Annotated in this window: 20 protein-coding genes; 6 read left to right on the forward strand and 14 right to left on the reverse strand. The window is 49.6% G+C overall.

Annotation, left to right across the window (positions count from 1 at the left end):
- From CPY64_RS15800 to CPY64_RS15825, 6 genes are all read left to right on the forward strand, one after another.
- Positions 1-831: an ABC transporter permease gene (locus tag CPY64_RS15800; RefSeq protein ID WP_042485871.1), complete on the forward strand. Its 831-nt coding sequence runs from the start codon at positions 1-3 to the stop codon at positions 829-831.
- On the forward strand, positions 828-1343 hold the full coding sequence (locus tag CPY64_RS15805; protein WP_042485868.1) for a nitrous oxide reductase accessory protein NosL: 516 nt from the start codon (positions 828-830) through the stop codon (positions 1341-1343). The genes CPY64_RS15800 and CPY64_RS15805 overlap by 4 nt, the downstream gene beginning before the upstream one ends.
- Positions 1344-1375: 32 nt before the next feature.
- Positions 1376-2383, forward strand: coding sequence for an FAD:protein FMN transferase (locus tag CPY64_RS15810; RefSeq protein WP_042485865.1), 1008 nt, complete (start codon positions 1376-1378; stop codon positions 2381-2383).
- Positions 2384-2472: 89 nt separating this feature from the next.
- Positions 2473-4044: a glucose-6-phosphate isomerase gene (gene pgi / locus CPY64_RS15815; RefSeq protein ID WP_042485861.1), complete on the forward strand. Its 1572-nt coding sequence runs from the start codon at positions 2473-2475 to the stop codon at positions 4042-4044.
- 117 nt (positions 4045-4161) lie between these two features.
- Positions 4162-4473: an antitoxin gene (locus tag CPY64_RS15820; RefSeq protein ID WP_042485857.1), complete on the forward strand. Its 312-nt coding sequence runs from the start codon at positions 4162-4164 to the stop codon at positions 4471-4473.
- Between the two features lie 5 nt (positions 4474-4478).
- Positions 4479-4859, forward strand: coding sequence for a PIN domain-containing protein (locus CPY64_RS15825; protein ID WP_157664317.1), 381 nt, complete (start codon positions 4479-4481; stop codon positions 4857-4859).
- Positions 4860-4899: 40 nt separating this feature from the next.
- Here the strand turns inward: CPY64_RS15825 and CPY64_RS15830 are convergent, their stop codons facing one another.
- The 14 genes from CPY64_RS15830 to CPY64_RS15890 all read right to left on the reverse strand — a co-directional run bounded on the left by CPY64_RS15830 (position 4900) and on the right by CPY64_RS15890 (position 25717).
- Positions 4900-6447, reverse strand: coding sequence for an LTA synthase family protein (locus CPY64_RS15830; RefSeq protein ID WP_042485854.1), 1548 nt, complete (start codon positions 6445-6447; stop codon positions 4900-4902).
- Complete coding sequence (locus tag CPY64_RS15835) at positions 6437-7210, reverse strand: SDR family NAD(P)-dependent oxidoreductase (RefSeq protein WP_042485851.1); 774 nt, start codon at positions 7208-7210, stop codon at positions 6437-6439. Before CPY64_RS15835 ends, CPY64_RS15830 begins: the two co-directional genes overlap by 11 nt.
- Complete coding sequence (locus CPY64_RS15840) at positions 7197-8669, reverse strand: glycosyltransferase (RefSeq protein ID WP_042485848.1); 1473 nt, start codon at positions 8667-8669, stop codon at positions 7197-7199. Before CPY64_RS15840 ends, CPY64_RS15835 begins: the two co-directional genes overlap by 14 nt.
- 15 nt (positions 8670-8684) lie before the next feature.
- Positions 8685-9770, reverse strand: a complete 1086-nt coding sequence (locus CPY64_RS15845; protein WP_042485845.1) for a CgeB family protein — start codon at positions 9768-9770, stop codon at positions 8685-8687.
- On the reverse strand, positions 9767-11083 hold the full coding sequence (locus tag CPY64_RS15850; protein ID WP_042485842.1) for a glycosyltransferase family 4 protein: 1317 nt from the start codon (positions 11081-11083) through the stop codon (positions 9767-9769). The genes CPY64_RS15845 and CPY64_RS15850 overlap by 4 nt, the downstream gene beginning before the upstream one ends.
- Positions 11084-11088: 5 nt before the next feature.
- Positions 11089-12069, reverse strand: a complete 981-nt coding sequence (locus tag CPY64_RS15855; RefSeq protein WP_042485839.1) for a polysaccharide deacetylase family protein — start codon at positions 12067-12069, stop codon at positions 11089-11091.
- Complete coding sequence (locus CPY64_RS15860) at positions 12066-13028, reverse strand: polysaccharide deacetylase family protein (RefSeq protein WP_165589479.1); 963 nt, start codon at positions 13026-13028, stop codon at positions 12066-12068. Before CPY64_RS15860 ends, CPY64_RS15855 begins: the two co-directional genes overlap by 4 nt.
- Before the next feature lie 50 nt (positions 13029-13078).
- Positions 13079-13792: a DUF6270 domain-containing protein gene (locus tag CPY64_RS19055; protein ID WP_123794686.1), complete on the reverse strand. Its 714-nt coding sequence runs from the start codon at positions 13790-13792 to the stop codon at positions 13079-13081.
- Positions 13793-13798: 6 nt separating this feature from the next.
- A complete protein-coding gene (locus CPY64_RS15865; protein WP_080723777.1) occupies positions 13799-15379 on the reverse strand; it encodes a heparinase II/III family protein in 1581 nt (526 codons plus the stop codon).
- 4 nt (positions 15380-15383) lie between these two features.
- Positions 15384-17108 (reverse strand): hypothetical protein, encoded by a 1725-nt coding sequence (locus CPY64_RS19060; RefSeq protein WP_123794688.1) that lies wholly within the window; start codon positions 17106-17108, stop codon positions 15384-15386.
- Positions 17109-17198: 90 nt separating this feature from the next.
- Entirely contained in the window at positions 17199-20567 is a 3369-nt protein-coding gene (locus tag CPY64_RS15875; RefSeq protein WP_042485833.1) for a glycosyltransferase family protein, read from the reverse strand.
- 26 nt (positions 20568-20593) lie between these two features.
- Entirely contained in the window at positions 20594-21859 is a 1266-nt protein-coding gene (wecC, locus tag CPY64_RS15880; RefSeq protein WP_042485831.1) for a UDP-N-acetyl-D-mannosamine dehydrogenase, read from the reverse strand.
- Between the two features lie 14 nt (positions 21860-21873).
- Positions 21874-22995 carry a non-hydrolyzing UDP-N-acetylglucosamine 2-epimerase gene (gene wecB / locus CPY64_RS15885; RefSeq protein ID WP_042485829.1) on the reverse strand — a complete coding sequence of 374 codons (1122 nt, stop codon included), beginning with the start codon at positions 22993-22995 and terminating at the stop codon, positions 21874-21876.
- A 4-nt stretch (positions 22996-22999) separates the two neighbouring features.
- The gene (locus tag CPY64_RS15890; protein WP_052362956.1) at positions 23000-25717 is read right to left on the reverse strand and encodes a coiled-coil domain-containing protein; all 2718 of its coding nucleotides are present in this window, start codon (positions 25715-25717) and stop codon (positions 23000-23002) included.
- Between the last annotated feature and the right edge of the window lie 19 nt (positions 25718-25736).

A 25736-nucleotide genomic window follows, 5' to 3' on the forward strand; every position in this document is an offset into this window, starting at 1 on the left:
ATGAACCCTGTCCTGATCATCATCCAAAAGGAAGTGCGCGACGGATTGCGCAATCGTTGGGTACTGGCGGTCACCCTCTTGCTGGCCGCCCTGGCTTTGTCTCTGGGATTTCTAGGCAGCGCCCCCACCGGCAGCGTCAAGGTAGATCCGTTGACAGTCACGGTTGTCAGCCTGTCCAGCCTGTCTATTTTCCTGATCCCGCTGATTGCCATGCTGCTGTCCTACGACGCCATTGTGGGCGAGATCGAGCGCGGCACCATGTCCTTGCTGCTGAGCTACCCCGTCCATCGCTGGCAGGTTCTGGTCGGTAAATTCCTGGGCCATGCCCTGATCCTGAGCCTGTCCACGGTGGTGGGCTATGGCCTGGCAGGCATCACCTTGCAAGTGGCGCATGGCGGCCTGGACTTCAGCGTCTGGACACCCTTTCTGGCCATGATGGGGGCCAGCGTTCTGCTCGGCGCCAGTTTCCTGTCCATGGGCTATTTCATCAGCACCCTGGTCAGAGAGCGGGCAACGGCGGCAGGTCTGGCCATCGGTATCTGGCTGTTCTTCGTGGTGATTTATGACATGGCTCTGCTAGGCATTCTGGTTGCCGATCAAGGCGCCATGATCACCGCGTCCTGGCTGAACATCATTCTGCTGTTCAACCCCACCGACGTGTACCGCCTGCTGAATCTGACCGGCTATGAGAATGTCGCCATGTTTGCCGGCATGGCCGGTTTAAGTGAACAGGCTCGTCTGCCCGCCAGCGTGCTGATGGGCGTTCTGCTGCTATGGATCGCTGTGCCTTTTGGTCTGGCAAGCCTGGTATTCAAAAGAAAAGCATTATGAAAAAACTGCGCACTCTTCTGTTGCTGTGCCTGGGACTGATACTGGCCGCTTGTGGCCAGCCTGAGCCTATACAGGCCCCACCGCCGCCCGTCGTCCAGATCCCCCAAACCGCCGTGGGCCACTACTGCGGCATGTACCTGTTCGAGCACCAAGGCCCCAAAGGGCAGATTCTTCTGCGCGAACGCGAAGCGCCGCTCTGGTTCACCACCATACGCGAGGTCTTTGCCTACACCATGCTGCCTGAAGAATCCAAAGCCATCGCCGCTACTTATGTCCAAGACATGGCCCAGCGCGATCAGGACGGTCAGTTCCCCGAACAAGCCTGGATACCGGCACAAGATGCCTGGTATCTGATCTACAGCCGCTATACCGGCGGCATGGGCACCATCGATGCCCTGCCCTTTAGCCAGGAGCAGGCCGCCAAGGACTTCCAGCAACAACATGGCGGCCAATTGGTTCGCTTTGCCGACATGCCGGAGAACTACATCTTCGGTGCGGTCGCACTGCCTTGAAACGCTTATCTTCCTGATCCCAGGTATTTGCCATGACTTCTACTCCTGTTTCCCGTCGTCGTTTTATCGGTATCGTGGCCGCGACCAGCGCACTGACTTGCGTGCCCTGGGCCGTCAAAGCGATGCAAGCGGTCCCTACCCCACTCAGCTCCTGGCAAGGTGTGGCTTTGGGTGCGGACGCACAACTGCATATCCACCACCCCGACCCGGTTTTCGCACAGACCTTGATCGATCAAGCCTTGTCCGAAGTGCGACGACTGGAGCGAATATTCAGCCTGTATCAGGAAGACAGCGCCTTGCGACGCCTGAACCGCGACGGCTATCTGAAGCAAGCCCCCGGTGATCTGACGCGCTTGCTGCTGGAGTCACAGCGCCTGAGTGAATTAACGAACGGGGCCTTTGATCCAACCGTGCAGGTGCTATGGGAACTGTATAGTCAGGCCGCTCAACGCAGCGACACGACTTCCATTCCCAATGCAGCCGAGATCAAGCAAACGCTGCAGCAGGTTGGTCACCAAGCCATCCACATTCAAGACGACACTGTTCAACTACAACGTCCTGGCATGGCTCTGACGCTGAACGGAATTGCCCAAGGCTACATCACCGATCGCATCACCGAGCAGCTGAAACAGGCAGGTCTGGAGCACGCTCTGGTCGATATGGGCGAGATACGCGGCCTGGGCATGGCTCCGGGCAATCGTCCCTGGCGCGTCGGTCTGGCAGGCGATCAAACTGAACCCGTCAGCCTGTTAAGTCTGGACGTACACAATCAGGCAGTCAGCACCTCATCGGGGTCAGGCACGGCGCTTAGCCGCGATGGCTCTGTGACTCATCTGTTCAACCCCGCCAATGGTCAGGCCCGGCCTTTGTATCGCAGTGTCTCTGTCGTGGCTGGGAATGCCACGATTGCCGACGCCCTGTCCACGGCCTTCTCCTGGATGTCGCCACAAGAGATTACGCGGGTTCTGGCCAGCGATCCTGGTTTGCGGGCATGGGTATTGCCCCACGATGGGGATCAGCTCGTGCCCATGCACTCGTAAACACCAAGACAAACCCGCTTACCGGCAGACGCTCAAGCCCGATAAAGCCTCGTACAATGGCGGTTTCGTCTACTGCAGGCCAAACCCCCATGCCCCTCGATACCCAAACCCTTCCCTCTGCTGCCCCTTTGCCCGGTCTGCCAGAATGGACCGGGTTTTGCGAGGCAGCACGCCAGTCCGACCGCTACGCGCTGGACCTGCATTGCCTGAAGGCAGCAGGCTTGCAAGTGGACTTGAGCGGGCAGCGACACTCGCCGGAATTACAGGCAGCCGGGGCAGCCCTCTTGGCGGCCCGCCATTTCGACACGGCACGCCAACAACTGCTGAGCGGCGGTATCGTCAACCGTACCGAGCACCGCGCTGCCTGGCACAGCGCCCTGCGTGCGCCCGCCCCCACGGCGGAAGTCGCCAAAGAACGCGAGCGCATGAACGAATTCGTACGCGTAGCCGACTCCGAACGCCGCTGGCGCAACATCATTCATATCGGTATTGGTGGCAGTGACTGGGGCGTGCGCCTGTCACTGGCAGCCTTTGGTTATCGCCACAGCTGGCGCAACGTGCGTTTCCTGGCCAATATCGACGGCCACGCGCTGGAACATGCCTTATCGGGGATGGACCCTCACGACACCTTGATCGTGATCGCCTCCAAATCCTTCACCACGACCGAAACCCTCAAGAACGGTCAGCGCGCCCTGGAATGGCTGCAGGCCGCGGGCGTTGCCAACCCTTACGAGCAAATCGTTGCTGTCACGGCCCGTCCTGACACCGCCTCCAGCTGGGGCGTCCCACAAAAACAGATATTCCAGTTCTGGGATTGGGTCGGTGGCCGCTTTTCACTATGGTCTGCCGTCAGCTTGACCACTGCCCTGGCCGTCAGCAGTGATGTTGTCGCTGGCATGCTATCGGGCGCTGCCGCCATGGACCAGCACTTTCAGGAAGCGCCCATCGCCACCAACGTGCCCGTACAAATGGCATTGGCCGGCGTAGTCAACCGCAGTGTGCTGGGCTATGGCTCATTGAATATCTCGCCCTACGACTTCCGACTGGGCAATCTGGTGCCCTACATTCAACAACTGGATATGGAGTCCCTGGGCAAATCCGTCACCACCAGCGGCGAACCCGTTGGCTTAGCCACAGGCGCAGCCGTCTGGGGACTGGCTGGGACAGACGCACAACACACCTTCTACCAATGGCTGCACCAAGGCAGCGATGGCGCCCCAGTGGACTTTATTGTGTGCCAGCAGGCGGATCACAATCAGGCCGAGCACCATAACCTGCTGCTGGCCAACTGCCTGGCCCAACGCGAAGCTCTTATGCGCGGCAAAACCTACGAGCAAGCCCTGGCCGAATGCGAAAAGCAAGGTCTGGGTGAGCAAGCTGCCGAGCTGGCCCACCACCGCGTGCACTCGGGCGGACGCCCCAACACGCTGATCGTATTGCCCCGCCTGAACCCCTTCTCGTTAGGCGCCCTGCTGGCCTTGTATGAACACAAGATTTTTGTGCAGGCTTTGATCTGGGGGATCAACCCCTTTGACCAATGGGGTGTGGAGTACGGGAAAGTATTAGCGAACGGGATTTTGCAGGAGCTGTCGGGAGAAAAAGAAATGTCTGCTGAGCATGATGCGTCTACTCGGCATTGGATAGAGACTTTCAAGAACTAAAGTCATCTTCTGAGCTTCATCCAACTAATTTCTTTTTATATCAACGTCATACGGTTCCATTTTTCTCGTCAGCCTTTGCGTGTATACTATTCGTATATACAGGCTATGGAGGTAACTATGCGTACAAACATAAAACTACCCGCCAAGAAAGCTCACCCTACCAGCAAGACAACAAGCGTATTCATGAGCGGAAATAGTCAGGCTGTGCGTTTACCAGAAGGTTTTCGCTTCGAGGGGAAAAGAGTCTTCATACGACGAGATCAAGAGTCTGGCGATGTCATTCTGTCCTCAAAACCAAGAGGCTGGGATCACTTCCTTAATGTTGCCGCTAATACTGACCCTGCTGAATTCGAAGGCTTCCTGGAAGATCTGAACAGAGACAAAGAGCCGGCTCCCGAAAAAGATCACTTCGCAGGGTGGGAAGAATGATCTACATGCTAGATACCAATGCAGTTTCGAATGCTGCCATGAACAGGGGCAAAGTAAGAGAAACCATGCTGGGACACAGTCCCAGCAATATTTTTGTCTCTAATATTGTGCTTGCTGAACTAATGTATGGGTTTGCCAAGAAGTCCAGACCTACCTTGCAAGCAACAACAGAAGCCCTGCTAAGCACGATGACTGTGCTGGATTGGGATGACTCCGTTTCTGATGTTTATCCAGCTTTCCGTGTAGGAATAGAAGCCAAAGGTCGCTCACTGTCGTATATGGACATGCTGATTGCAGCCCATGCCCATTCAATAGGAGCCATCTTGGTATCCAGCGATGCGGGAATGCATAACGCCCTGGCAGACAAGGCTGTCGATTGGTACTAAAACTAATAATAGATACCAGTGCCGAAATCGGAGAAAATGTCTACTTACCCATCAATCCACTAAAGCACATCCACTCCCGCGCCAGATCATGAATCGCCGCATCCCGATGCGGCGTTTTTGTCTGATTGCCCGTCGAGCTCCAAATAAAGTAATCCACATCCCCACACGGCGTCCCCAGAGCTGCGTAGACCGAGGGCATGATGGGTACATGGTCGCCATACCAGCACAGGCTGGCAGGCCTGTCCGAAGAGCTCAAGGCTCCGCGCAAACGTGTCAGCATGGCATCGGCATTGCGGATGTGACGCAAGTAAATCGTCAGATCCTCGCAGCCTTGCGGAGGAGGCTGATGGTACAAGGCCTCGATATCACCTGCTGCGACCTTTTCCAGATGCAAAGGTCCGTGATTCTCCATCGTAATCACGTGAATGAATACCGGCCCTGTAGCCTGCTCCAGCACGCTGGCGACTTTATCTGCCACCGCCAGATCACCAATATAAGGGCCGGTACGTTCCACATCAGCAAACGCCTTGATGTCCAGAAACTCGTCAAACCCAAACAGTGGGAATACGCGATTACGCTGGTAAAAGCTGGCGGGATAAGGATGAATGCAGATCGTGCGGTAGCCCTGCTGTTTCAACCAGGAAGCCAAGGTCGCCACCGACCATCCCGCGCATACTGCGCGATAGGGGTTGAAGCGATGCACACCCAAAGCGCTGTTTTCAATACCGCTCAAGAAGGAAAACTCCGAGCGCACCGTATTGGCTCCCCAGGCGGGAACCTGCAAATATCCGCTGGCAACCGCTTCGGATTTGAAGCGGTCAAACTCCGCCAGAATCTCTGGCCGAATTCCATCAGAAATTCGCCGGGCATCAAAGAAGGACTCGCTTTGCACGGAAACCAGATGAGGCAGATCAGCCACGGAACCCGCGCCAGACAAAACAGACGCAGACGTTGGGGCAACACTTCCAAAAGGGGAGGACAAACTTGGACGCTCTCGGCCTTGTTGCCAGTATCGCCAAAAGCTGGCTAACAGCCCCAAGGCCTGCACGTCCTGTTCCGGGGCAATCTGCACCATCAAACGCGCGCTATTACCCCAAAGCAGCAAGCCCAGACTCAACATAGCAAGCAGAGCCAAGGCTCCCCATTGCCCGGTCCAGGCAGCCCGCAAGACGGGCACGGCTTCTAGCCATAAACCAATCGTCAAAGCGGCAATAAAGCCCGCTGCGGCCAGAAAGAACTTTCCCCACCCGAGAAAAGGAATGTAGAGCCGAGGATGACGGATCGCATCCGTAAAATACTCATAGTCCTGAAACACAAAAGCTTCACGCAACGCCTTGAACTTGGCATTGCTGACCACGACCAGCAGCAGAAAAAAGGCACTCAGCAAGGCCGTGGCAAAAATAGGCCGTCCCAACACGAAAACCAGCACGACATACGCCAAACCATACAGGCCAACATGCAAAGCCCAGGCCGCTGCGGGACGACGCAAGCTGGCGGCCGTTTGCAAGAACCGCTCCAGCCCAACTGTCAGGGCCAGTCCCGACAAGGCCGCCAGGATAGCAGCCCAGAATCCCGGCTCAAGCGTCATAACCGATCTTGCTCAGAATAAAAACGGACACCCGGGCGGGCAGCACGGCCAGAAACCAGCAACCAAGATTCAAAGGGAACGGAAAGCTGATGCGCGCTTTATTGGCTTTCAGGTCACGGGCAATACGCTTGGCTGCTCGTTGCGGGGTCCACAAGAACGGCTTGGGGCCCGGCATGGCATCGCACATGGGCGAGCTAACGTAGCCTGGCATTACCACATTGACCTTGATCCCTTCCGGGGCCAACCAGCCACGCAGCCCCTCACCATAAGCTTTGACAGCCGCCTTGCTGGCGCTATAGGACGGCGTGGTAGGCAAACCAAAGTAAGCGGCCAAGGAACTCATCAAGGCAATCTGACCGCGCCCTCTCGCGCGCATGGCAGGCAGCACAGATTGCACGACCCGCAGCGAAGCCTTCACATTGATATCCAGCAACAGCTCGGTATCTTCCCAGGCCTCCGGCTCGCCATTGGGACCTACATGGATATTCATGCCCGCATTCACGATGACAAGATCAAACGCGGCACATTGTGACAACCAGCCATGCAAGGCATCCAGATCACGCAAATCCAGCTGATGGGTATGCACTTTCGCACCCGCCTGACGGCAGCGCTCGGCCAGAGGCTCCAGAATCGCAGCATTGCGACCATGCAAAGTCAGCTCTGTACCGGGCTTGGCGTAGTAAAGCGCCAGCTCGCCACCAATGGCACTGGTAGCTCCGGTGATCAGAATCCGCTCCTGCCCTGCTGGTTCAGCTACGCCCACGCGCTCTCCTTTCTTGAAAGGACCAGTACAAAACCATGCCAAAGCCTACACACACCGTCGCATTCAAGGGAACCAACAAGTAGTTGCCCATACGTATGGCCACATACAGGGCCAGTGCCGAATACAGGAAGGTGAACACTTCTCCGATCAGCAAATACAGATTGATGCGAGGCTGTCTTGCCGCCTTCTCGCCTTTGGGCGTGCGGTTAAATTCCCCGTAAACCTTGAAGGCGGCTCGTACACCGCCGACAAAATAATACCAAGCCATGGGCGGAAACATGGCGACATACAAGTAGGTATGCCACACGGTCCCCAAGACACCCGGCCTGTCATCGAAACGCGCGCCCTTGCGTGCCCCAAAGGCATTATTCAACGCCCAGACAGCGACCAGCAAGAAGAACAGCGGTGCGCCCCAAAGCAAGACGACATGGTCGAAATCCAGCAAATAATTCAGCGGCAGGCTCAACAAAATCAAGGCGTAAATGGAGGCCAGCATGACCGATGAAAACATCATGGAAAACGCATGCATGCGCTTCATCAAGGGCATGTCCTGCTGCCACATCTGCCCCAGGTGCTTGAAGGCACTATGAATCAGCCCTCGCCCCCAGCGCTCCCGCTGCACACGGAACGCACTGATGTTCTCGGGCAAGGTGGACATGGACACCACATCGCGCAAATAAGCGTACTTCCAGTCACCAAACTGGGCCCGATAACCCAGGTCCACGTCCTCGGTAATGGTGGAGGCATTCCAACCGCCCAGGGCTTCCACGCAAGCGCGTCGCCAGACACAGGAACTGCCACTTAAGGAGGCCATATCCCCGTCTTCGCTCAGCCCCACCGTCACATATTGCTGGTGGCCCATTTCCATGGCCTGAAAGCGGGTCAGGAAAGAGTGGTCACGGTTTTCATAGCCAATACCCGTCTGCAAAAAACCCAGCTTCGCGTCCTTGAAAGGCGGAATAGTTCTCTGCAGAAAGTCGGCTGGCGGTAAAAAGTCCGCATCAAAGATCGCAAAAAACTCGCCCTGGGAATGCTGAATGCCATGCACCAGATTCCCGGCCTTGTAGCCCGCACGATCGGCACGTTGAATGCGGCGAATAGGCACACCTTGCCGAGCACACTGATCCACCTTGTTCTGGGCCAACAGCGCCGTCTTGTCTGTTGAGTCGTCCAATACAAGAATTTCCAGCGCGGACACCGGATAATCCAGGCGACAAGCCGCATCAATCAGACGCTCGACAACGGCCGCCTCGTTATAAATCGGCAACAGAACACTGACCTTGGGATACCAGTCCTGCTGCAATGAGGCAGACGTCTGCACCAGATCGCTTAACTTGCGGCGCTCCACGCGCCGCGAGATCAACAGTACCCGCAACTCCAGGATGACGTACAGGGCAAAGGCCCCGACAACCAGCAAGAACAGCGCCTGAATCAGGTACGCAAAAATGTTCACAATCATGGAAACAAGCGCACCCTAGAAGCCGACCACATCAGCCAACTCCTGGAGGCGATGCTCCCAGGTGTGGAACTGGCGTACATAAGCCGCCCCCGCCGCCGCACGCTCGCAGTCCTGTGCGGTGGGACCTTGGAGCAGACGGGCAAACAATTCACTGGCCTGCTCACGGGAATGCACCACATGGCAAAAGTCACGAAAATAACGATCCACCGCACGACCGGGGTTAGTCACCGCAATGCCCCCACTGGCCAGAATTTCCAGCAAGCGGCGCGAGCACATGGTGTCCGAGTCCGTGACCGAATTCACGTTCAGGCACATCACGTGCTCTTTGTAGATACGCCCCGTCTCGCGGTGCGGCACCTGGCCGTGCACCTGTAAATGGGTCGAACGAGGAAAACGGAATTCAATATGACGGGACAATCTGTCATGATTCCGGTCGTAGGCATTCAGATGCATTTGAGCATCTTCACAGGCCCCGAAAATCATATCCAGAAAACGCCGACGCTCACTGAGAATGCGGCGGTAATAACTGCCCGTAAAACACCCTTCCTTGCGCGTGAAATCAAAGCCCGTGAAACTATGAAACGCAGGCTGATACGGCATGCTCAAGGTATTCACAGGCACATCAGGACTCAAACGGGCCCGATAACGCGGCAGGCAATCGCTGTCCGTGGTGAATACATAATCAAAGGCCTTGGCCACATCAATGAAGTGCTCGAAGTACGCCCCGTCATCCTTGTTCCAGAACACCGTGGGCACACCCTGATCCTTAGCGAACTGCACCAGCTTGTAAATCGTGCGAGGCGTGCGCAAACGGATAAGGCGTGACTGTTTGGCCAGCTCGTAACGCCACGCGCCACCCAGCCCATGAAACACGGACTCCACAAAAAGCAGATCAGGCTTCCAGGAGGAGATGACCTCCTCGTAATTGCGCGGGTTCAGGATACGGATGGAGCATTCGGCTGACAGGCAATCTGCCGTGAAGTAGTCCGAGACCAAGGCCACTTTCAATTGCCCAAACTGCCCTGCAGGCTTGCCGTCTTCGCTGACGGTTGGGTGCGTGTAGACGCGCGCCCCCAGGGCCCGGATTGCACGACCGATCATGAGTTAGCCCCGGCTGGCAAAGCATGCACCACAAAGTCAGCCCAGCTGCGGCGCTGCGTGGCTTCTTCACGTGCCAAGGCACCATCCTGTGCCAACACTTCCGGACCAGCCTGAAAAGTTTCCTCCAACACACGAGCCAGATCCTGCACATCACCCGCTTTAAAAAAGCGTACCGAGCGACAGGGACCAACTTCATCCTGAAACACCGGCAAATCCGGCACCAGAACGGGTTTGCCCATCGCCATCGCCTCGACCAGTTTGATGGGAGGCACGATACGGCACACTTCAAAGGGGCGGCGAGGAATACATACCAGCGCGGCTTTGGCCTGCAAGGCGCGGGCCTCTTCAGGCGAGACTCGACCAGCAAACAGCACGTGCTGTTCCATACCCAGACTTTGCACCTGAGCCTGCAACTGAGCGCGCGCCTCCCCATCCCCAATAATGGTCAGGGTCACATCCTTGCCACGGCCTGCCAGATCCGCCACAGCGTCAATCAAGACATCCAGCCCTTCATAAACAATCAAAGAACCAGCGTAGACAATCGTGTTGGGCTGCACATCCTGAGCAGCGCCGGGAGTAAAGCGCGAGGGGTCGACACAATTGGGCATCAGGCCCATACGTGCAGGATCAACATTCCAGTGCTCGCGAGCGTATTGACCCAACTGCTCGGAAATCACAAACAAGCGATCTGCCTGACTGGCAACCAGACCTTCCAGTTCCAGGCCCTGCTTGAAACCTTGAGAATCACGGAACTCCGGCATGCGGGAGGCCCGGCTCAACTCCCACAGACCGCGCATTTCATATTGGAACGGAATGCCTAACTGACGTGCGGCGATCAATGCCGGCAAGGCATTGACGTGGTTGGAAGCGGCATGGATGACGGCAACGCGTTGCTTGATGGCTTCCTGGGCGATGGAGGTGGCGGCTTCTATGGCGAACTGCATGACGGGGCGCTTGTTGGAAGGATTGCGAGCATGCGCATATCGCACCCCATCCACCAGGGTTTCATCTTGATCGGCATCCACCAATCTGTCTTTACGATCCCATGGATAACCTGGGCGTGTCAGCACGCAGATATCGCCACCTGCCGCCTGCATGGCGCGAATAATCTCGTGGGTACGGGTGGTGTAGCCACTGATGTGATATGGCAAAGCACTAGCCGGCACATACAGTAAACGTCCTGGCACAGGCTCGTAAGGGGTCTCGCGACGCTGACCGCGTCGGGTTTGCCGACGCACCATAAACAAGGTCAACCGCCGGCTCAGAGCCATCCAAGGCTCACGCAACAGCCCACGCCATAACTTAAAGAGCATTTTTCTCAGGCCTTTTTCTGAATTTTATTGTCCGGTTCTGCTTGCAGCTCTGCCAGCGACAAGTCCACCGTATCAGGCACAACAATTTTTCCGCGAGCCTTCAAATCCAGAAACTCTGCCGTCGTAATCACGTCATAGTCTTTAGTCAGACGGGCTAGCAACTTGCGATAGCCCTCCATGCGGCTATCGTCACGATACTCACCCAAGCCATTCTCGTCCCAGAACAGCAAGGACCAGGAGTGCAGCAAGAAAACCGCAAATGACGGATTGCCGCTAAGCGTGTTCAGCAACAACTGCCCCCACCAGGGGCGGAAGCGGAAATAGCTGGACTCTGGGTAAGTAAGGCGAGCCCACCACTCTGGCTTGCCTACCTTACCTAAAATCCGTTTCTCGGTCATGGGCACTTCGATCACGCCGTTGGACCAAACAAAAGGATTGTTCGTGGGCTTGCTGTAAATGCATTGCTTGTTATGGACAGCACATACAGAATTATTGAAGGACAAAGGAATACCCACTGCCTTCAGAGCACGAATCGTATCTGCATTCCAGCGGAACGAACCGGCACGATGCGCCAGAACCGGCTTGCCGGTTACCTCGGACATCAAACCTGCAAAATGCTTGAACACGAACTCCGCACGGGCCTGCTCGGTGTACTGGTTCATGTACTGCGGGCGGTTCGACAAGCCATTCTCTTTCCAGAAGCTGTCGGGCAAGTACTCAGGATGAGTGTGCAGCTGCACATCCTGACCTTGCTCGTCCAGCCAGCGCACAACCTCTTTCAGCTCATCCAGCCGAGAGTAGGCGCCACACAAGTCCGTAAAGAACACATGCTTGACGCCAAACTCGTCACCGATCTTGCACATTTCGGCCACACCGGCCGTACCCTTTGGAAATCGCCCCCAGATCAGACGATTAACATGGTCGTCAGAAGCTCGCTTTGGTAGCGCCTCTGTATCGACCGTAATCATTGCGTAGCGATCCCTCATACTGGTTTGCCTACCTGCTCTAAGTTAACTGTTCGCGAAACGTCGATTTTACCCTGAGCGCGCAGTTCTAAAAATTCTGCGGTGGTGATGACCTCACAATCCTTGACAAGGCGGCGCACAAATTTCCGATATCCCTCCAGCAATCGATCATCTCGATATACCGCATGCCCTGCCTCATCACGCTCAAGAAAAGACCATGAGTGTAAGAGCACCACAGTAACCGGTGCAGGCTTAGGTGCAAAAGGATGTTTCCAAGTTGGGATGGGGCGAGAGCCAAATTTGAAGTAAGGGGACTCAGGATAGGTCAGACTGACCCAACGATCTGGGCGGAAACCTGGAACTCCTGGCACCCAACGCTCGGTAACGGGAACTTCAATTACGCCATTGGACCAGGAGTAAGGGAGAGAGCCTGGCTCGCCATATATACCTCGGCCACTTTCCAAGGCACGCATGGACTGGTTGAACGATAAAGGAATACCAAGCTCTTGCAACGCCTTAATAGTTAAAGCGTTCCACCGGAAAGAACCAGCGCGGTGAGCAAGAATGGGCTTGCCTGTTATATCGGTGATGAGCTTACTGAAATGGCGTAGAACAAATTCGGCACGAGACTGCTCAGTGTACTCATTCATGTAGCGAGGTAAAGCGGACCACCCATGTTGCTGCCAAAAGGATTTGGGTAACGTCTCGGGATGCGTATGCAGCTGTACGTCTTGGCCTTGTGAGTTCAACCAAATAACAACCTCGCGCATTTGAGAAAAATTAGAGTAAGCACCACAAAGGTCAGTGAAGAACACATGCTTAGCACCAAATTCATTACCAATCGTACAAAACTCACGAATACCCGCGACACCTAAAGAGTGACGCCCCCAGACAAGGCGTTGCACATGACGATCAGAAGCACGTGATTTTAAAGCCTCTACATCAACAGTTAAAAGACAATAACGCTTTAAGCCCGCCATCAATAACCCTAAAAAATCCGGATATCAGTTGCAAGATCAAAAAAAACTAACTAAAACGAACAAACCTTAGACAACCTATAATCAAAGTATCGATAATAATCTTCCGTAAAATGAAATACATCTACCCCCCACTTATGATTAATATCACAAACCAATAAATCGGCACCAAAATCAATAACATTTTCGAGCGGAAAAAAATCAATAATAGTATCGTAAATAAAATTCAATCGATCATTATAAACAGCAACATCGACATCCAAAAAAGAGCCATCACTACAATGATTAGAAAAATATAACTTATTCAAAATTACCCTACGATAATTTCTTTTCAAAAATTTTTGAAAATGCACCATACCTAAATTATGATGAAAAACGAACTCATCCGACCAACATGGAATAGTCTTATATTTAATAGAACAATCAATAAAAGCCGCTTTAGTTTGGGGAGTTAATGTACCAATTTTCCCAAGAACATTATACAAATTTAAACGGACAGCCGAAGCAAAATCTAAAATTAGAAATTGATTATCCGCAAGATCAGTACATAAGAAATTAAAAAAAATTTTTTTCGAGTCTTCCTCAAACAACCTTTTATGAAAATTATGATTAAATTTTAAATCAATAGAAAAACCAGTCTGAGAAAAAGATGCAGGAACAGTACGTGAAAAATACTTTAAAATCTTCTTATCTGGAGCTGAGAGAAAGGAATCAGCAAGCGAAAAAGCATCCCGACTGGCACAGCCACCATAAATAAAAAATTCCATAGGAATTTATAACCTTTCTTTAAAATCGAAAGAAAAAACCAAATCACTATCAAAAGAAGGGCCAAAAACAACCGCTTGAGAATCCTCTACCACATTAAATATTTTACTAGTTAGACTAGAAAAAACATCACATTTCCCGGAAAATACATTACATGATATCTTTTTATCAGAACAGCGAATAATTAAATTTGCATTCCGACCTTTAACAACCGCTTTCCCAAAAGAAGAAACTATAGATTTATCCTTAGGAAAATGAAAAATACAATATTTACTCTGACCATCATATCCTAAAAATTTATCATGAATTCTAAAATAACCAGCATCTCTAACTAACAGCCTACGCCTAATCCTTCCTCCTGAATACATCTTAGTAAACCCATCTACAGCAAAAGCATATCCAGGAGCAGATGAAGGGCGCAAATAAGAAAATGATGAGCTAGGGCTCGATCTATTAACTCTTGAATCAGGCACATAAGGAATATTATGTGCCAAGGCTGACCTCATATATAGACGAACAGGATCACTCTGATTATGGTTATACATTCCAGAGTCAATAAGCCAATCTTCACCATAAGCGTAGACAAGAATATTCAAATCATCGTCTTGACGATGATATTTACTCAAAAACCCACTTTTAAACACAATATGTGTATGATTAACCCAATCTTTCCAATCAGATCTATACACAGCATAACCTGACTTCTCGAAGATAATAGATGTCATATCTGGATGGCGACCTTCCTTTCCAGCGCTCAACACCCATTTAATAAACTCAAACTGCTCAAAACTTGACAATGCACTTGAAACATTTGGACGATAACTAGCACTATCACCTAATAAAGCAACAAATCGATCTGGCCGAGTAATCCAAGCTAAAAACCAAAGAGCTCCTTTAAAAATACTATCAAGATATGCCCCAGCATCTCCTAATAAGGAAAGGACTTTTCTAGCCCTAATCAAGTTATTAGTCATACCAACATGGTAGGCAGGGCTATTTTCCACATGAATACCCTCTTCCGTAAAAGCAAAATTAATTTCTTGCTTTAATCTTTGAAGGCCAGTCTTACGCCAAAGCAAATACCCTTCCATACCCTCAAAAACTAAGGATGCCACTAACAAAGACATTGCCTGATCAAAACCATGATTAGTATTTTCAGAATAAAAATCTTTTCTCAACAATAGATCAGCATGAGACTTCACCAAATCATAAAATTTAAACTTATCAAAAACCAATGCCATTCTAGCTAACCGCTCTAATCTCAATGCGGTAGCATGGTCATGCCATGGAAAATCATCATCAACAGGCCTATTTTCAAATAATACAGCCCATGAGCTAACCAACTCATTCACATAACCCTCGTATTTACAAGCAATTAAACAATCAAACAAGGAATAGGAATGAAGACTCCACAACCATGAACGATTATCTTGAGGGCCGCTTGACCACACCCCATCCTTGATATCAACACAACCAAAATTATTTGTATCTATTATGGAGTTGTAAACAATAGACTTGCTTTTCACATCATCTAAAGAAGAAGCATCTGGAAACAATGACTTTAACACGTCAGAATTACGAATCATCATAATATTACGAATACCAATTCAATGAATCATATATAGAAAAAGCCGTACGAATGTGAATTCGATTCTTCAGCTCACCTCTATAGAATCTATTGACAACTTTCCAATTTAAATTTTTCTCAATCAAATCTCTATTCTTTTTAAGAATCCCTCTCGCTCGATATTGCACATCATCTAAATACAAGATCTGCATCAATGACGAATTCATCGACTTAGATAACTCTATCTGACTCTTAGTAGGAGCAACCCCAGAAAAATCACGCTCTCTTTCAACATTTCTTACACGTAAATCACGCTTAATAAAGTCTTTTTCATAAACTTTATTATAATTCTTTCTATAAAAATCATCTATTTTACTAACATCAAATGGCAACGAGATCATTGTCTCATCAAAAGATCTTAGCAAATTTAGACCTAACACATTAGACTTACGCTCTTGCTCTGTCAAACTCAAAGACAATCTAAGAGCATTTACAGAGTACAGTGGATCCACACGAGGAGAATATTTTGAGTATAAAGCCGAAATTGATCCAATATAATATCTATTTCTTTTTGTAGCAAAAATATAATCCAAAATAGAATTTACTGGCAAACCACAAGCTTTTATTTTATTTATATATCGCTCAAATTCAGCATAATAAAAATCATAAAATCTTTTACTTATTATCCCACTGTTCTCATTAGAAGAGAATCTTTTCCCAAAAAGGCTAGTTAGGACGTTCTCAATTGAATTATTCGACAGTGATGCTCTTGAACCATAAACCGATCTTAATAACCCACCATAACCTCCAGACATCACCACATAATCTTCTAAGAATCGACTAGGTATATTAGCTCGAACCATCCCCATAGATGGAAATAATGCTTTACCAGGCTCAAATGCATTAGCGCTATTTCTTCCATCAGAATTCGTGAATATTAAATCATAATGAGATGCTAATTTTTTAGCGATAACCTTATCATTAGTCTCCTCATTACCGCTGCACATCACATTAAATAGGTCATGATCAATTCCTGAAGAAAGCAATGCCGCTAAAACCAGCCTTGAGTCAAACCCCCCAGTTAAATGAGCTACTTTATTTTTTATACTTGACTGAGAAACTGACCTCACATTATTGACAAACTCTTCCCTAACCGTATGGAAAAGATTTTTTTTCTCAATATCACTTACAGGGGATAATAACTTATCGTGCTCAGGAGAAAGCAGTATCTCCACACTATCTCTCGTTATTAAAATGTACTCAAATGGATCTAGAACACAAACCCCTTCATAACTTGAGGGAACAAAACCTCCATTTCCAGTAGATATTAGCTCAGTTAAATAGTCAAATCGTTTTTCTGGCTCAATACCAGACTCTTTAAGCACTAGAAGCAAACTTTCCAGATCACTGGATATAAACCAATTCTCATTTTCTTTATAATAGAAAAGCATTGACCCAGACAAAGGATCAGGAACAACAAAATACTTATCCCCATCTTTAATATACAAAGTCAAGCTACCACGCTGACTTTGAAAAACCTTACTTAGATATGATTTATTATTATTTTTAAAAAAACCAAACAAATCAGAAGGCTTAGATACAAACACTCCATCGACCCAACCAGCCCCATACATCGAAAAAACAATGCTACCCCCATCATCCTTTCGGATAGTTTCCTCATCCAGCTTAGGATAATAAATAACTGATTTATATTGAATCCCAGCCCTAACAACTATCACAGGTGATTTCATGCTCAACCCCAACTTATAAGCTAAAAGATATAGAACCAAAAACCAAAACAGGCTTAATAGATTAAGCCTGTTTACAAAGAAAGTTAAAAATCAGATAGCATATCTTAATAAACTAATCTCATTATCAATAACCTGCCTTTTATTACTTTGATTAAAGACTCTATTACTAGCTTTTTTAGATAGCTCAACAAAAATTTCCGGCTTATTATAAATTCTTTCAATTGCTTCTGAAAGCCCAATATAATCTTCTCCAGCAACCAAAACACCACAAGTATCATCTACAAATTCAGGCACAGCGGATACTGCATTAGTAATTGGAACCAAACCCGATGACATTGCCTCATCTCTCGAAACACCTTGAGAATCACAACGAGTCGGAACTAAAAACAACCCATATCTTTTATGCATATCTGATATTTCAGACTGAGTCAAAAATCTTTTCTCTATTTTGACATTAGAAAAACCTTGCAATGGCGCAAGTATTTCATCAAAAAGCTCACCACTTCCTAAAAAGCAAAATTCCAGATCTTTAAAAAATGGTTTTTTTGATAATTCCAAGACTGCTTTAACACTCAAATCGTTCGCATATGCATGTGCAGAATATGGTCGAATAGACAGGATTTTTTTCCTTAGCTCCGGGTTCTTTTTTGTAAACTTAAATAGATCAGTATCTATTGGATTATGAATAATCTTATACCTATCTTTAGACAAACTGACTTTTAAGTCAGAAAACACCTCTTCAGCAAAATGATTAGAAACAAAAACAAAATTTACGTTTGAATGGAGATTTTTAAAAATCTGCGTCCAGAATTTATTTCTATTTTCACCCAACTTCTTCTTACGTTCTATTTCAGATTCGGTCAAACCCTTAAACTCAAATTTTCTTTGCCACCAAGCCTGAATCTCAGAGCCGTGAGCCCATACCGTCACCTTGATGCTATCCAAATACTTCTCCAGCACCCTCCACATATGCTGATCTAGTATGTGAACCATAACATGCTTAATCTGACCAGTAGCGAGTGTCGCGTCAAGTAGGGCTGCATCGCCAGTTGCTACATCAATATTCTCGAACTCCCGGTACTCAGCCGGCCCATTCTGGATACGGAACATATCCACCATTTGGCCAGATGCTTTATAAGCTCGCACGCGACTATGCAAAAACCCATAACGATAGAGATCATCATAAGCAGGATACTGTTTGGCAAGCACCAAGTATGGTGATTTAGTAATAACAGCCGCAGGCCGCTCCGCTGTACTCCCTAATACTAGCTTCTCAATCCAAGCCTCACCCGGCCCTTCAACTCGCAAGCCGAAGCGAATCTTGGCACAATGCACAGGAATAGCTAAAGCATGCTTGTCACCAATCCCGTTCATCTGATGTGCTATCTTCTTCCCATTCTTATCCTGAAACTCAAAGACCGTTCGAAGATTAATAGCACCCTCGCCAAACAGTTGGAACTGACTATTCAGCACTAAATTCATCTCGTCGCGCGTGTTGGCTGATCGGCAATACAAATACTCATGCTGACCAGGCTTTAACGTGGAGCGAACTCGCAGCTTGTCATCCATCACGGATAAGGCAACTCCTGATCTCGCTGGAATCCACTCACGTAATTCCTGTGCATTTAACTTTGGAAGGTTGAGTGTATCGCTGGCTTCTTGATTCAAAGAGGCTGGCAGTGCTTCAGCTACAGGTGCTAGATGCCCACTAAATGACACACCTTGATCAAGCAAATCCAGATCTAATGCATCCCTCAAATCGTCACTGGATAAAGAGGCACCACCCTCGACATAGTTGAACTCATCAATAGCGAGCATTCCCGAAAGCTCGACATTGGCGAGCTTCAACAGCTGCCAATTTTTTGCGAAATCTTGGGACAGCCAAACTGATTTCCGAACTAACGCCGCACGAGCGCTAAACGAATCGACAGAACAATACTGCATCGATTCATTAACCAGTATCATTTTTTGATTTTTTACGCTATAACGAGTGAATTTCCCAAAAGCAGGTGCATCACTATATGTACTGGCCAATACCAAGTCGGTCAGGTAGTTTTCACCATAATAATCACTGGCATCAAGAACCCCAACTAAACTATCATCAGAACTTAAGCCAATCTTCTCCCAAACATTATTCAGATCAGCACAATAAATAACATTCTGATTATGCTTGCTTTCAATTGGTTTTGGCGCCACCAAAAAAAGCGTTTTATTTTTATATAACTGGCGCTGAAAGGAGACTAAAACCTGGTGCACTTGCTCCTCATTGTCAACTTCAGCAATAAGCGACACAGGCACTTGCTTATTTGAAAACTCTCTACCAAGTAGTTTTGCTTGTATATAGGCCAAACGCTGCGCGTAGGTGTGTTCAGTCATCACCTTACGCAACCCTAATAGACGTAACTTCCGATAATTCAACTCGTCCTGCACGATAGCATTCATGCGCTGGGCAAGTTGCGACTGATTATCAGAGGAAACAACAAGATCGCCAAATAGCAGCCTAACACCGCGAGAAAAATTTGATACTACAACTGTATTTGACGCTAACAACTCAAAGACTCGCCGTGCGAACATTGACTGGGATTGCTTAATGGTATTCATATTAATACCATAGCGATAACCCTTATATGCCTTATCAATTTCCGAGAATGGCAACTTGCCCAGTATCATCGGTTTATATTGATCAGGGAATGTATAGTGCGGATGAGGGTTATCTGCATTACGGTCATAAATATCAACCGGACGTAAGTCTTTAACAGCATCAATTAATGATGCGAAATCACGTTGGCGCTCTGGATACCGCAGGTAATAAGAGCCTGCAAAATTAAAAGCATCTTTACGCTCATAAACTTCTACAGGGTTATGCGTCTTTGGTTGAGCAGCAAACGGTAAAAAGAACACGCGGTCATGCCCGACGTGAAATTTATACTTAGGTACGCAATCAATATCGGTGGTAAATACATAATCCACCTGTTTGGCCAACGGAATAAAAGTACCAAAATGGACAGGATCCTCTTTGTTCCAAAATAATGTCGGCACGCCATTACGCTTGCACCAATCAATGCAAGCGTTAATTTCCGGGCCGTTTGTACTAATCTTCAGTTTCCAGAGCTGCTCGAACCCCTGCCAGGCTGACTCAATAAAAAGTATATGTGGCTTAAACCTTTCTAGCTGCTCAATGCAGTGCTCGGGATGCAACTGCAACAGATCACACTCCGGGTCGTAAGAGTGAAAAGTAAACTCATCCATCACCCCTGCCACACGTAGCTGCTTAGCTGGCAGGCTGGCCAATTCTCCTTGACCTAGCGAAGCACCTAAACGTGACTGACATAAAGCCAAATTCGCAGCAAAGAACTGGTGTCCCAACTGCTCCCCCAGCTCTTTATAAAGGGTCATCGCCTTCGCGTAATCCTCATCACGGAATGCCCGCGCAGCACTACTTACTTTTGATTGCAACATATCAGCCTTTTCTGCTTTCCTAGCGCTTATTCCGCAAACAAACCTACAACGTCGATGCACTGAGCATGCTTGCGAATCTCAGCAACTTGCTCGATGAATGGACGATGTTTAACAAGAACGCAGACAACATCGGCATCAGCCATAGCGCTACCCAAAGCAGCCAACTCAATACCCGTACCTTGTAGCTTGGCTGGCAATTCGCTGATATTGGGTTCTACGGCTTGCACCTTGCAACCCAGACTGGCAATCTTCTTGGAAACACCAACAGCAGGGCTTTCACGCAAGTCATCGATATCGGGTTTGAACGCCAGGCCCAGGCAAGCCACTTTGATGTCAGCCATACGCGCATCAGGACGCAACGACAAAACACCTGCAATAGCGGCTTTAACTTTCTCTACAACCCATTCAGGTTTGTAGTCGTTAATCTCACGAGCCAAGCGCACAATGCGAGCCTCTTCAGGCGTCTTGTCCACGATGAACCAAGGATCCACGGCGATGCAGTGACCACCCACCCCGGCACCAGGCTGCAAAATATTAACGCGTGGGTGACGGTTAGCCAGGCTGATCAGTTCCCACACATTAATATTCAAGCGATCGCAGATCAGAGACAGCTCGTTGGCAAACGCGATGTTGACGTCACGGAAGCTGTTCTCTGTCAGTTTGCACATTTCAGCGGTACGTGCATTGGTTGGCACCAAAGCACCTTCCACAAAAATTCGGTACAGCTCAATTGCCATCTCGGTAGCTTTTTGAGTCATGCCACCAATAACACGGTCATTGCTAACCAGCTCATGCACTACGCGACCGGGCAAAACACGCTCTGGGCAGTAGGCCACCTGAATATCAGCCTCCTCGCCTGCTTGCTGAGGAAAGCTCAGATCAGGACGAGCTTCAGCCAGCCACTGCGCCAATTGCTCGGTCGTACCAACAGGAGACGTCGACTCCAGAATAACCAGATTGCCTTTGGCCAGCACTGGCGCAATGGCTTTGGCTGCGTCGGCGATATAGCTCAAGTCAGGCTTATTGCCTTCCAGGAAGGGGGTCGGGACGGCGATCAGAAACGCGTCAGCAGGTTCTGGGGTCAGAGTAGCGCGCAAGTAACCACCGTGCACGGCGGCCTGCACCAGCATATCCAGTTCAGGTTCAACAATATGAATACGGCCTTGATTGATCGTGTCAACCGCGTAAGCGTTCACATCAACGCCAATGACCTTTTTGCGGCGTGAGGCAAATAATGTTGCAGTAGGCAGGCCGATATAGCCCAAGCCGATCATGGAGAGAGTTTCAAACATGCTAGTCTTCCGAATCAAGAGATCAAGGTTTTTAAAATTTCACTAATGCGGGTGGCGGCCTTGCCGTCCCCATAAGGGTTGTGCGCCCGTGCCATACGCTCATATTCAGCAGCGTCATCCAGCAGCTGCGTGGCAGCGCTGACAATGGCTTGTGTTTCTGTTCCCACCAAACGCACAGTTCCTGCATCCACCGCTTCAGGGCGCTCGGTCGTGTCACGCATCACCAATACCGGTTTGCCCAAAGAAGGCGCTTCTTCCTGAATGCCCCCGGAGTCGGTGACCAAAAGGTCACAACGATCCATTAGGTAAACAAAGGGCAAATAATCCAGTGGTTCGATCAAATGAACATCGGAAACGTCGGATAAGATACGACGTACTGGTTCCTGAACATTCGGATTCAAGTGCACGGGATACACAACCTGCACATCGCCACGGGAGGCAATCTGGCGCAAAGCCAGGCAGATGTTTTCAAAGCCAGAACCAAAATTCTCGCGACGATGCCCCGTCACCAGAACCAAGCGTTTGGCTGGATTGATAAAAGAGAACTGAGCCTCAAAACGGCTACGCAGTTCCGAGTCCTGGCGTACGCGTGCGGCTACATCCAGCAGCGCATCAATGACAGTGTTGCCCGTAATATGCACCGTCTTGGGATCCACACCTTCATGCAATAAATGAGACTGCGATTGCTCGGTCGGAGCAAAGTGCACATCAGCCAGCACACCCGCTTGGCGACGGTTCATTTCCTCTGGCCAAGGCGAGTACTTATTATGAGTACGCAGGCCGGCCTCTACGTGACCGACCTTGATCTTGGCGTAATAAGCCGACAAGGCTGCAGCCATCGTGGTGGTCGTATCACCATGCACCAAAATCATGTCTGGTTGCCATTGCTTGTACACGTCACGCATACCCAACAACACATTGCTGGTGATGTCATACAGGTCCTGGCCTGGCTTCATCAGGTTTAAGTCAAAATCAGGTTTGATGGAAAAAATATCCAGAACCTGATCCAGCATCTGGCGGTGCTGACCCGTAACACACACGCGCGCTTCAAATGCAGAGTCTGCAGCCAAAGCCTTAACCACCGGAGCCATTTTGATGGCCTCCGGTCGTGTGCCAAATACAGTCAAAATCTTCATAAACTTACGTTGAGCCTTTAGGATAAACAGTTAATAAACAGGCGTCTTTTTCAAGCTTGTATTCAGTATATTTTCCAGCCAGTCCCAGGGCGTCTATATCTGCTAACCAGTGTTGCACCACTTGCTTTTCATCTTCGCGGATATAGTCATCCATCAAAAAATCAATATGGGCATTAGGGAAATGCTCCACCAATAAAGGACCTGCGGGGTATCGGGCTTGAGGGCCCGTAGCCGCCGGAGGACCATCTACAATCACCAAAATGCGCTTTCGAGTAACTTGCTTTTGTCTGGCCAGTTTGGCCAAGGTGCTTTGGCAGCTGTAATACGGATAAACTTGGCCGTCCGCAGACTGCCAGTCCTTAAGTGGTGCCAGTGTCAGCTGTGCAGCCTGCTCCAACCCTGCTTGTTGAAGATGCGCTAAGGTTTGCTCGTAATACGAATCCAAATGCTCGAAGGACACGAACTGGGTCTGTCGGGTATCACCTCGTTCCGCCATCAACGCCAATGTCTTAGCCACAATAACGGTGGACATGCCTGACCCAAACTCAATGACAAGGTCGTAGGGCTTAAGCACCAATTGCCGCATCAAACATAATGCAAAGTCTGCAGAGATTGGCCAACTGTGGGCCTCACTGTTAAATGCAGGTAGCACTCCAGTGGCAAAATACTCTTGCATCCCAACAAAGGACTGGAGCTGACGTACCGCATTAGCACTATTATTCTTAACTGCTGTTTCAATATGGCGACGAACACGGAGCAGCTCTTCGGATTGTTTTTTAAACAATTCCTCTTGTATCCCTGGAACTGCCGCGTCACGAGCGGCCAAGGATTGCACTTGGACACTCAAGCGCTTTAGCAGATCTGTTTCACGCGCAGTCTGCGCCGACAATGATTGCTGTAACTCAAGTTGGCGTGCCTCCAGTGCGGCTTTACTCTTTTCCACGCTCAGTTGCTCTTTAGCTTGCTGCAACAACTCTCCCTGACGCTGTGCGGCTAAAGCAATGTACTCATCACGAATTTGAAAAGCTTGATTCAATTGAGCCTGCAAAGACTTATGGTCTGTTCGCTCCACATTGATTTGCTGCCTTGCCTCATCTCGTTCCTGCGTTATTGTCTGAACTTGAGATTGCAACGCGTGCACTTCATCCAAGCGCTGGGCAGCAAGCACAACCAATCCATCACGGGCCTGCCTCAACTCCTGCACTTGCAAAAGCAAAGAGTCCTTTTCTTCCTGAGTGTCCCGCAGTTGCACCCGAAATTCCCCACACTCTGCAACTGATTCCTCTAACTGCACCAGCAGGGACTCAACCTCCTCCAAACGTTGCTCTGCAATTGCAAGTGACTCATCATGAGCGATACGCAAAATTTGAAGCTGCGACAGGGCTTCCTCTTTCTCGCGATAATGCATCTGCAGCTCGCCCTTAAGCTGCTCACATTGCTGGGCCATATCCGCCAAGCCACCTTGTACAGTGACACATTGTTCAAACCACTGCCCTGCTTGTGCCTCTTTGTCCTGCAGAGCTTGCCTGATCCGTTTCAGATCAGCTTGCAAACCCACGCACTCCCGTTGCGTCTGTAACTTCAACTGCTCTTCTTGCTCCAGCGCACGCTTCAAATCCGCTACTTGTTTGAGTGCAGCCTGCGTATTGCCCTGCTCCTGACGCATGAACTGTCGCTGTTGATCTTCTTGCTGGCCTCGCTCTTGAAGGGTTTTCTGATGATCCTGCTGTAATCGCTGGATCTGTGCTCGCAATGCTTCAACTACTACAAGTTGCTCTTGTTTTTCGTGATTCAGACGCTGCACCTCATCGCGCACGCTAGACAGCTGTATTCCTTGCTGTTTAAGAGTACTGACCATCGTGTTGCGTGATTCAGCCAACTCCGCCCACTGACGCTGCACCGCCGCATGCTGCGCCTCAACCTCAGATACAGAGCGGACTTGATCTAAACGAAACTCTTTCGCCTGCTTCAGCAAACGATCGCGTTGACGCGCCTCAGAGTCAGTAAAAGACACATCCTCGGGCAAGAGCGCCAGGAGTGCTTCTGCCTCAAGCAAATCACCAGACTCATGCAATCGGAACGCCAACCATTTTTGGCGGAACCCACGTGGCTCCAACGCAAAGGCACGGCGCGCCATCGTCGCAACCAAGGTTGGCTCAGCCGTCATATACGTCCGGGCCACAGCTGTCCACGCACTGGCTTGCACGCTTTTTGAAACTGAAGCCTGATTTAGCAAGGCCTCGACCTGCTGGTCCCCTCCTTGCTGATACGCCTGAATAACTTTGTCGAAAGATTTCCCGCCCAATGCAGCAGGAGGCTGGGTGCGACGACTTTGACGCCAAGCCTGACGCAAACGCCCCGGCACCGAGATCAACGAGCCTGTAGACTGCACACCCTCAATCAAAATGTCGCCAAGCTGTTTAGCTAAAGCATATTGAGTCTTTAAATCATGTAGCTGGGTTTGCACTTTAAGCAGGCACTCCAAGCGAACACTTTCCGCCTGAACTTCGATAAGCCGCACATCCACAGGTGCCACATTAATGACTGTCGGCTTCAAGTCACTCCCAACGCCTTGAGGATGATCGTGCAAGCGCCCTAACTCTTCCTGCACGACCTGCAGTTGGTCTAGCAACAAACCGTTTTCCTCCTCAATACGTTGAACATATTGGGATTCAAAACTCTCATGACCTAAGTCAGAAGGCACAACAGGTGACATAGACATTAAATGGATTTCCTATCTT

This window comes from Alcaligenes faecalis, from assembly GCF_002443155.1.
GTDB lineage: Bacteria > Pseudomonadota > Gammaproteobacteria > Burkholderiales > Burkholderiaceae_B > Alcaligenes > Alcaligenes faecalis.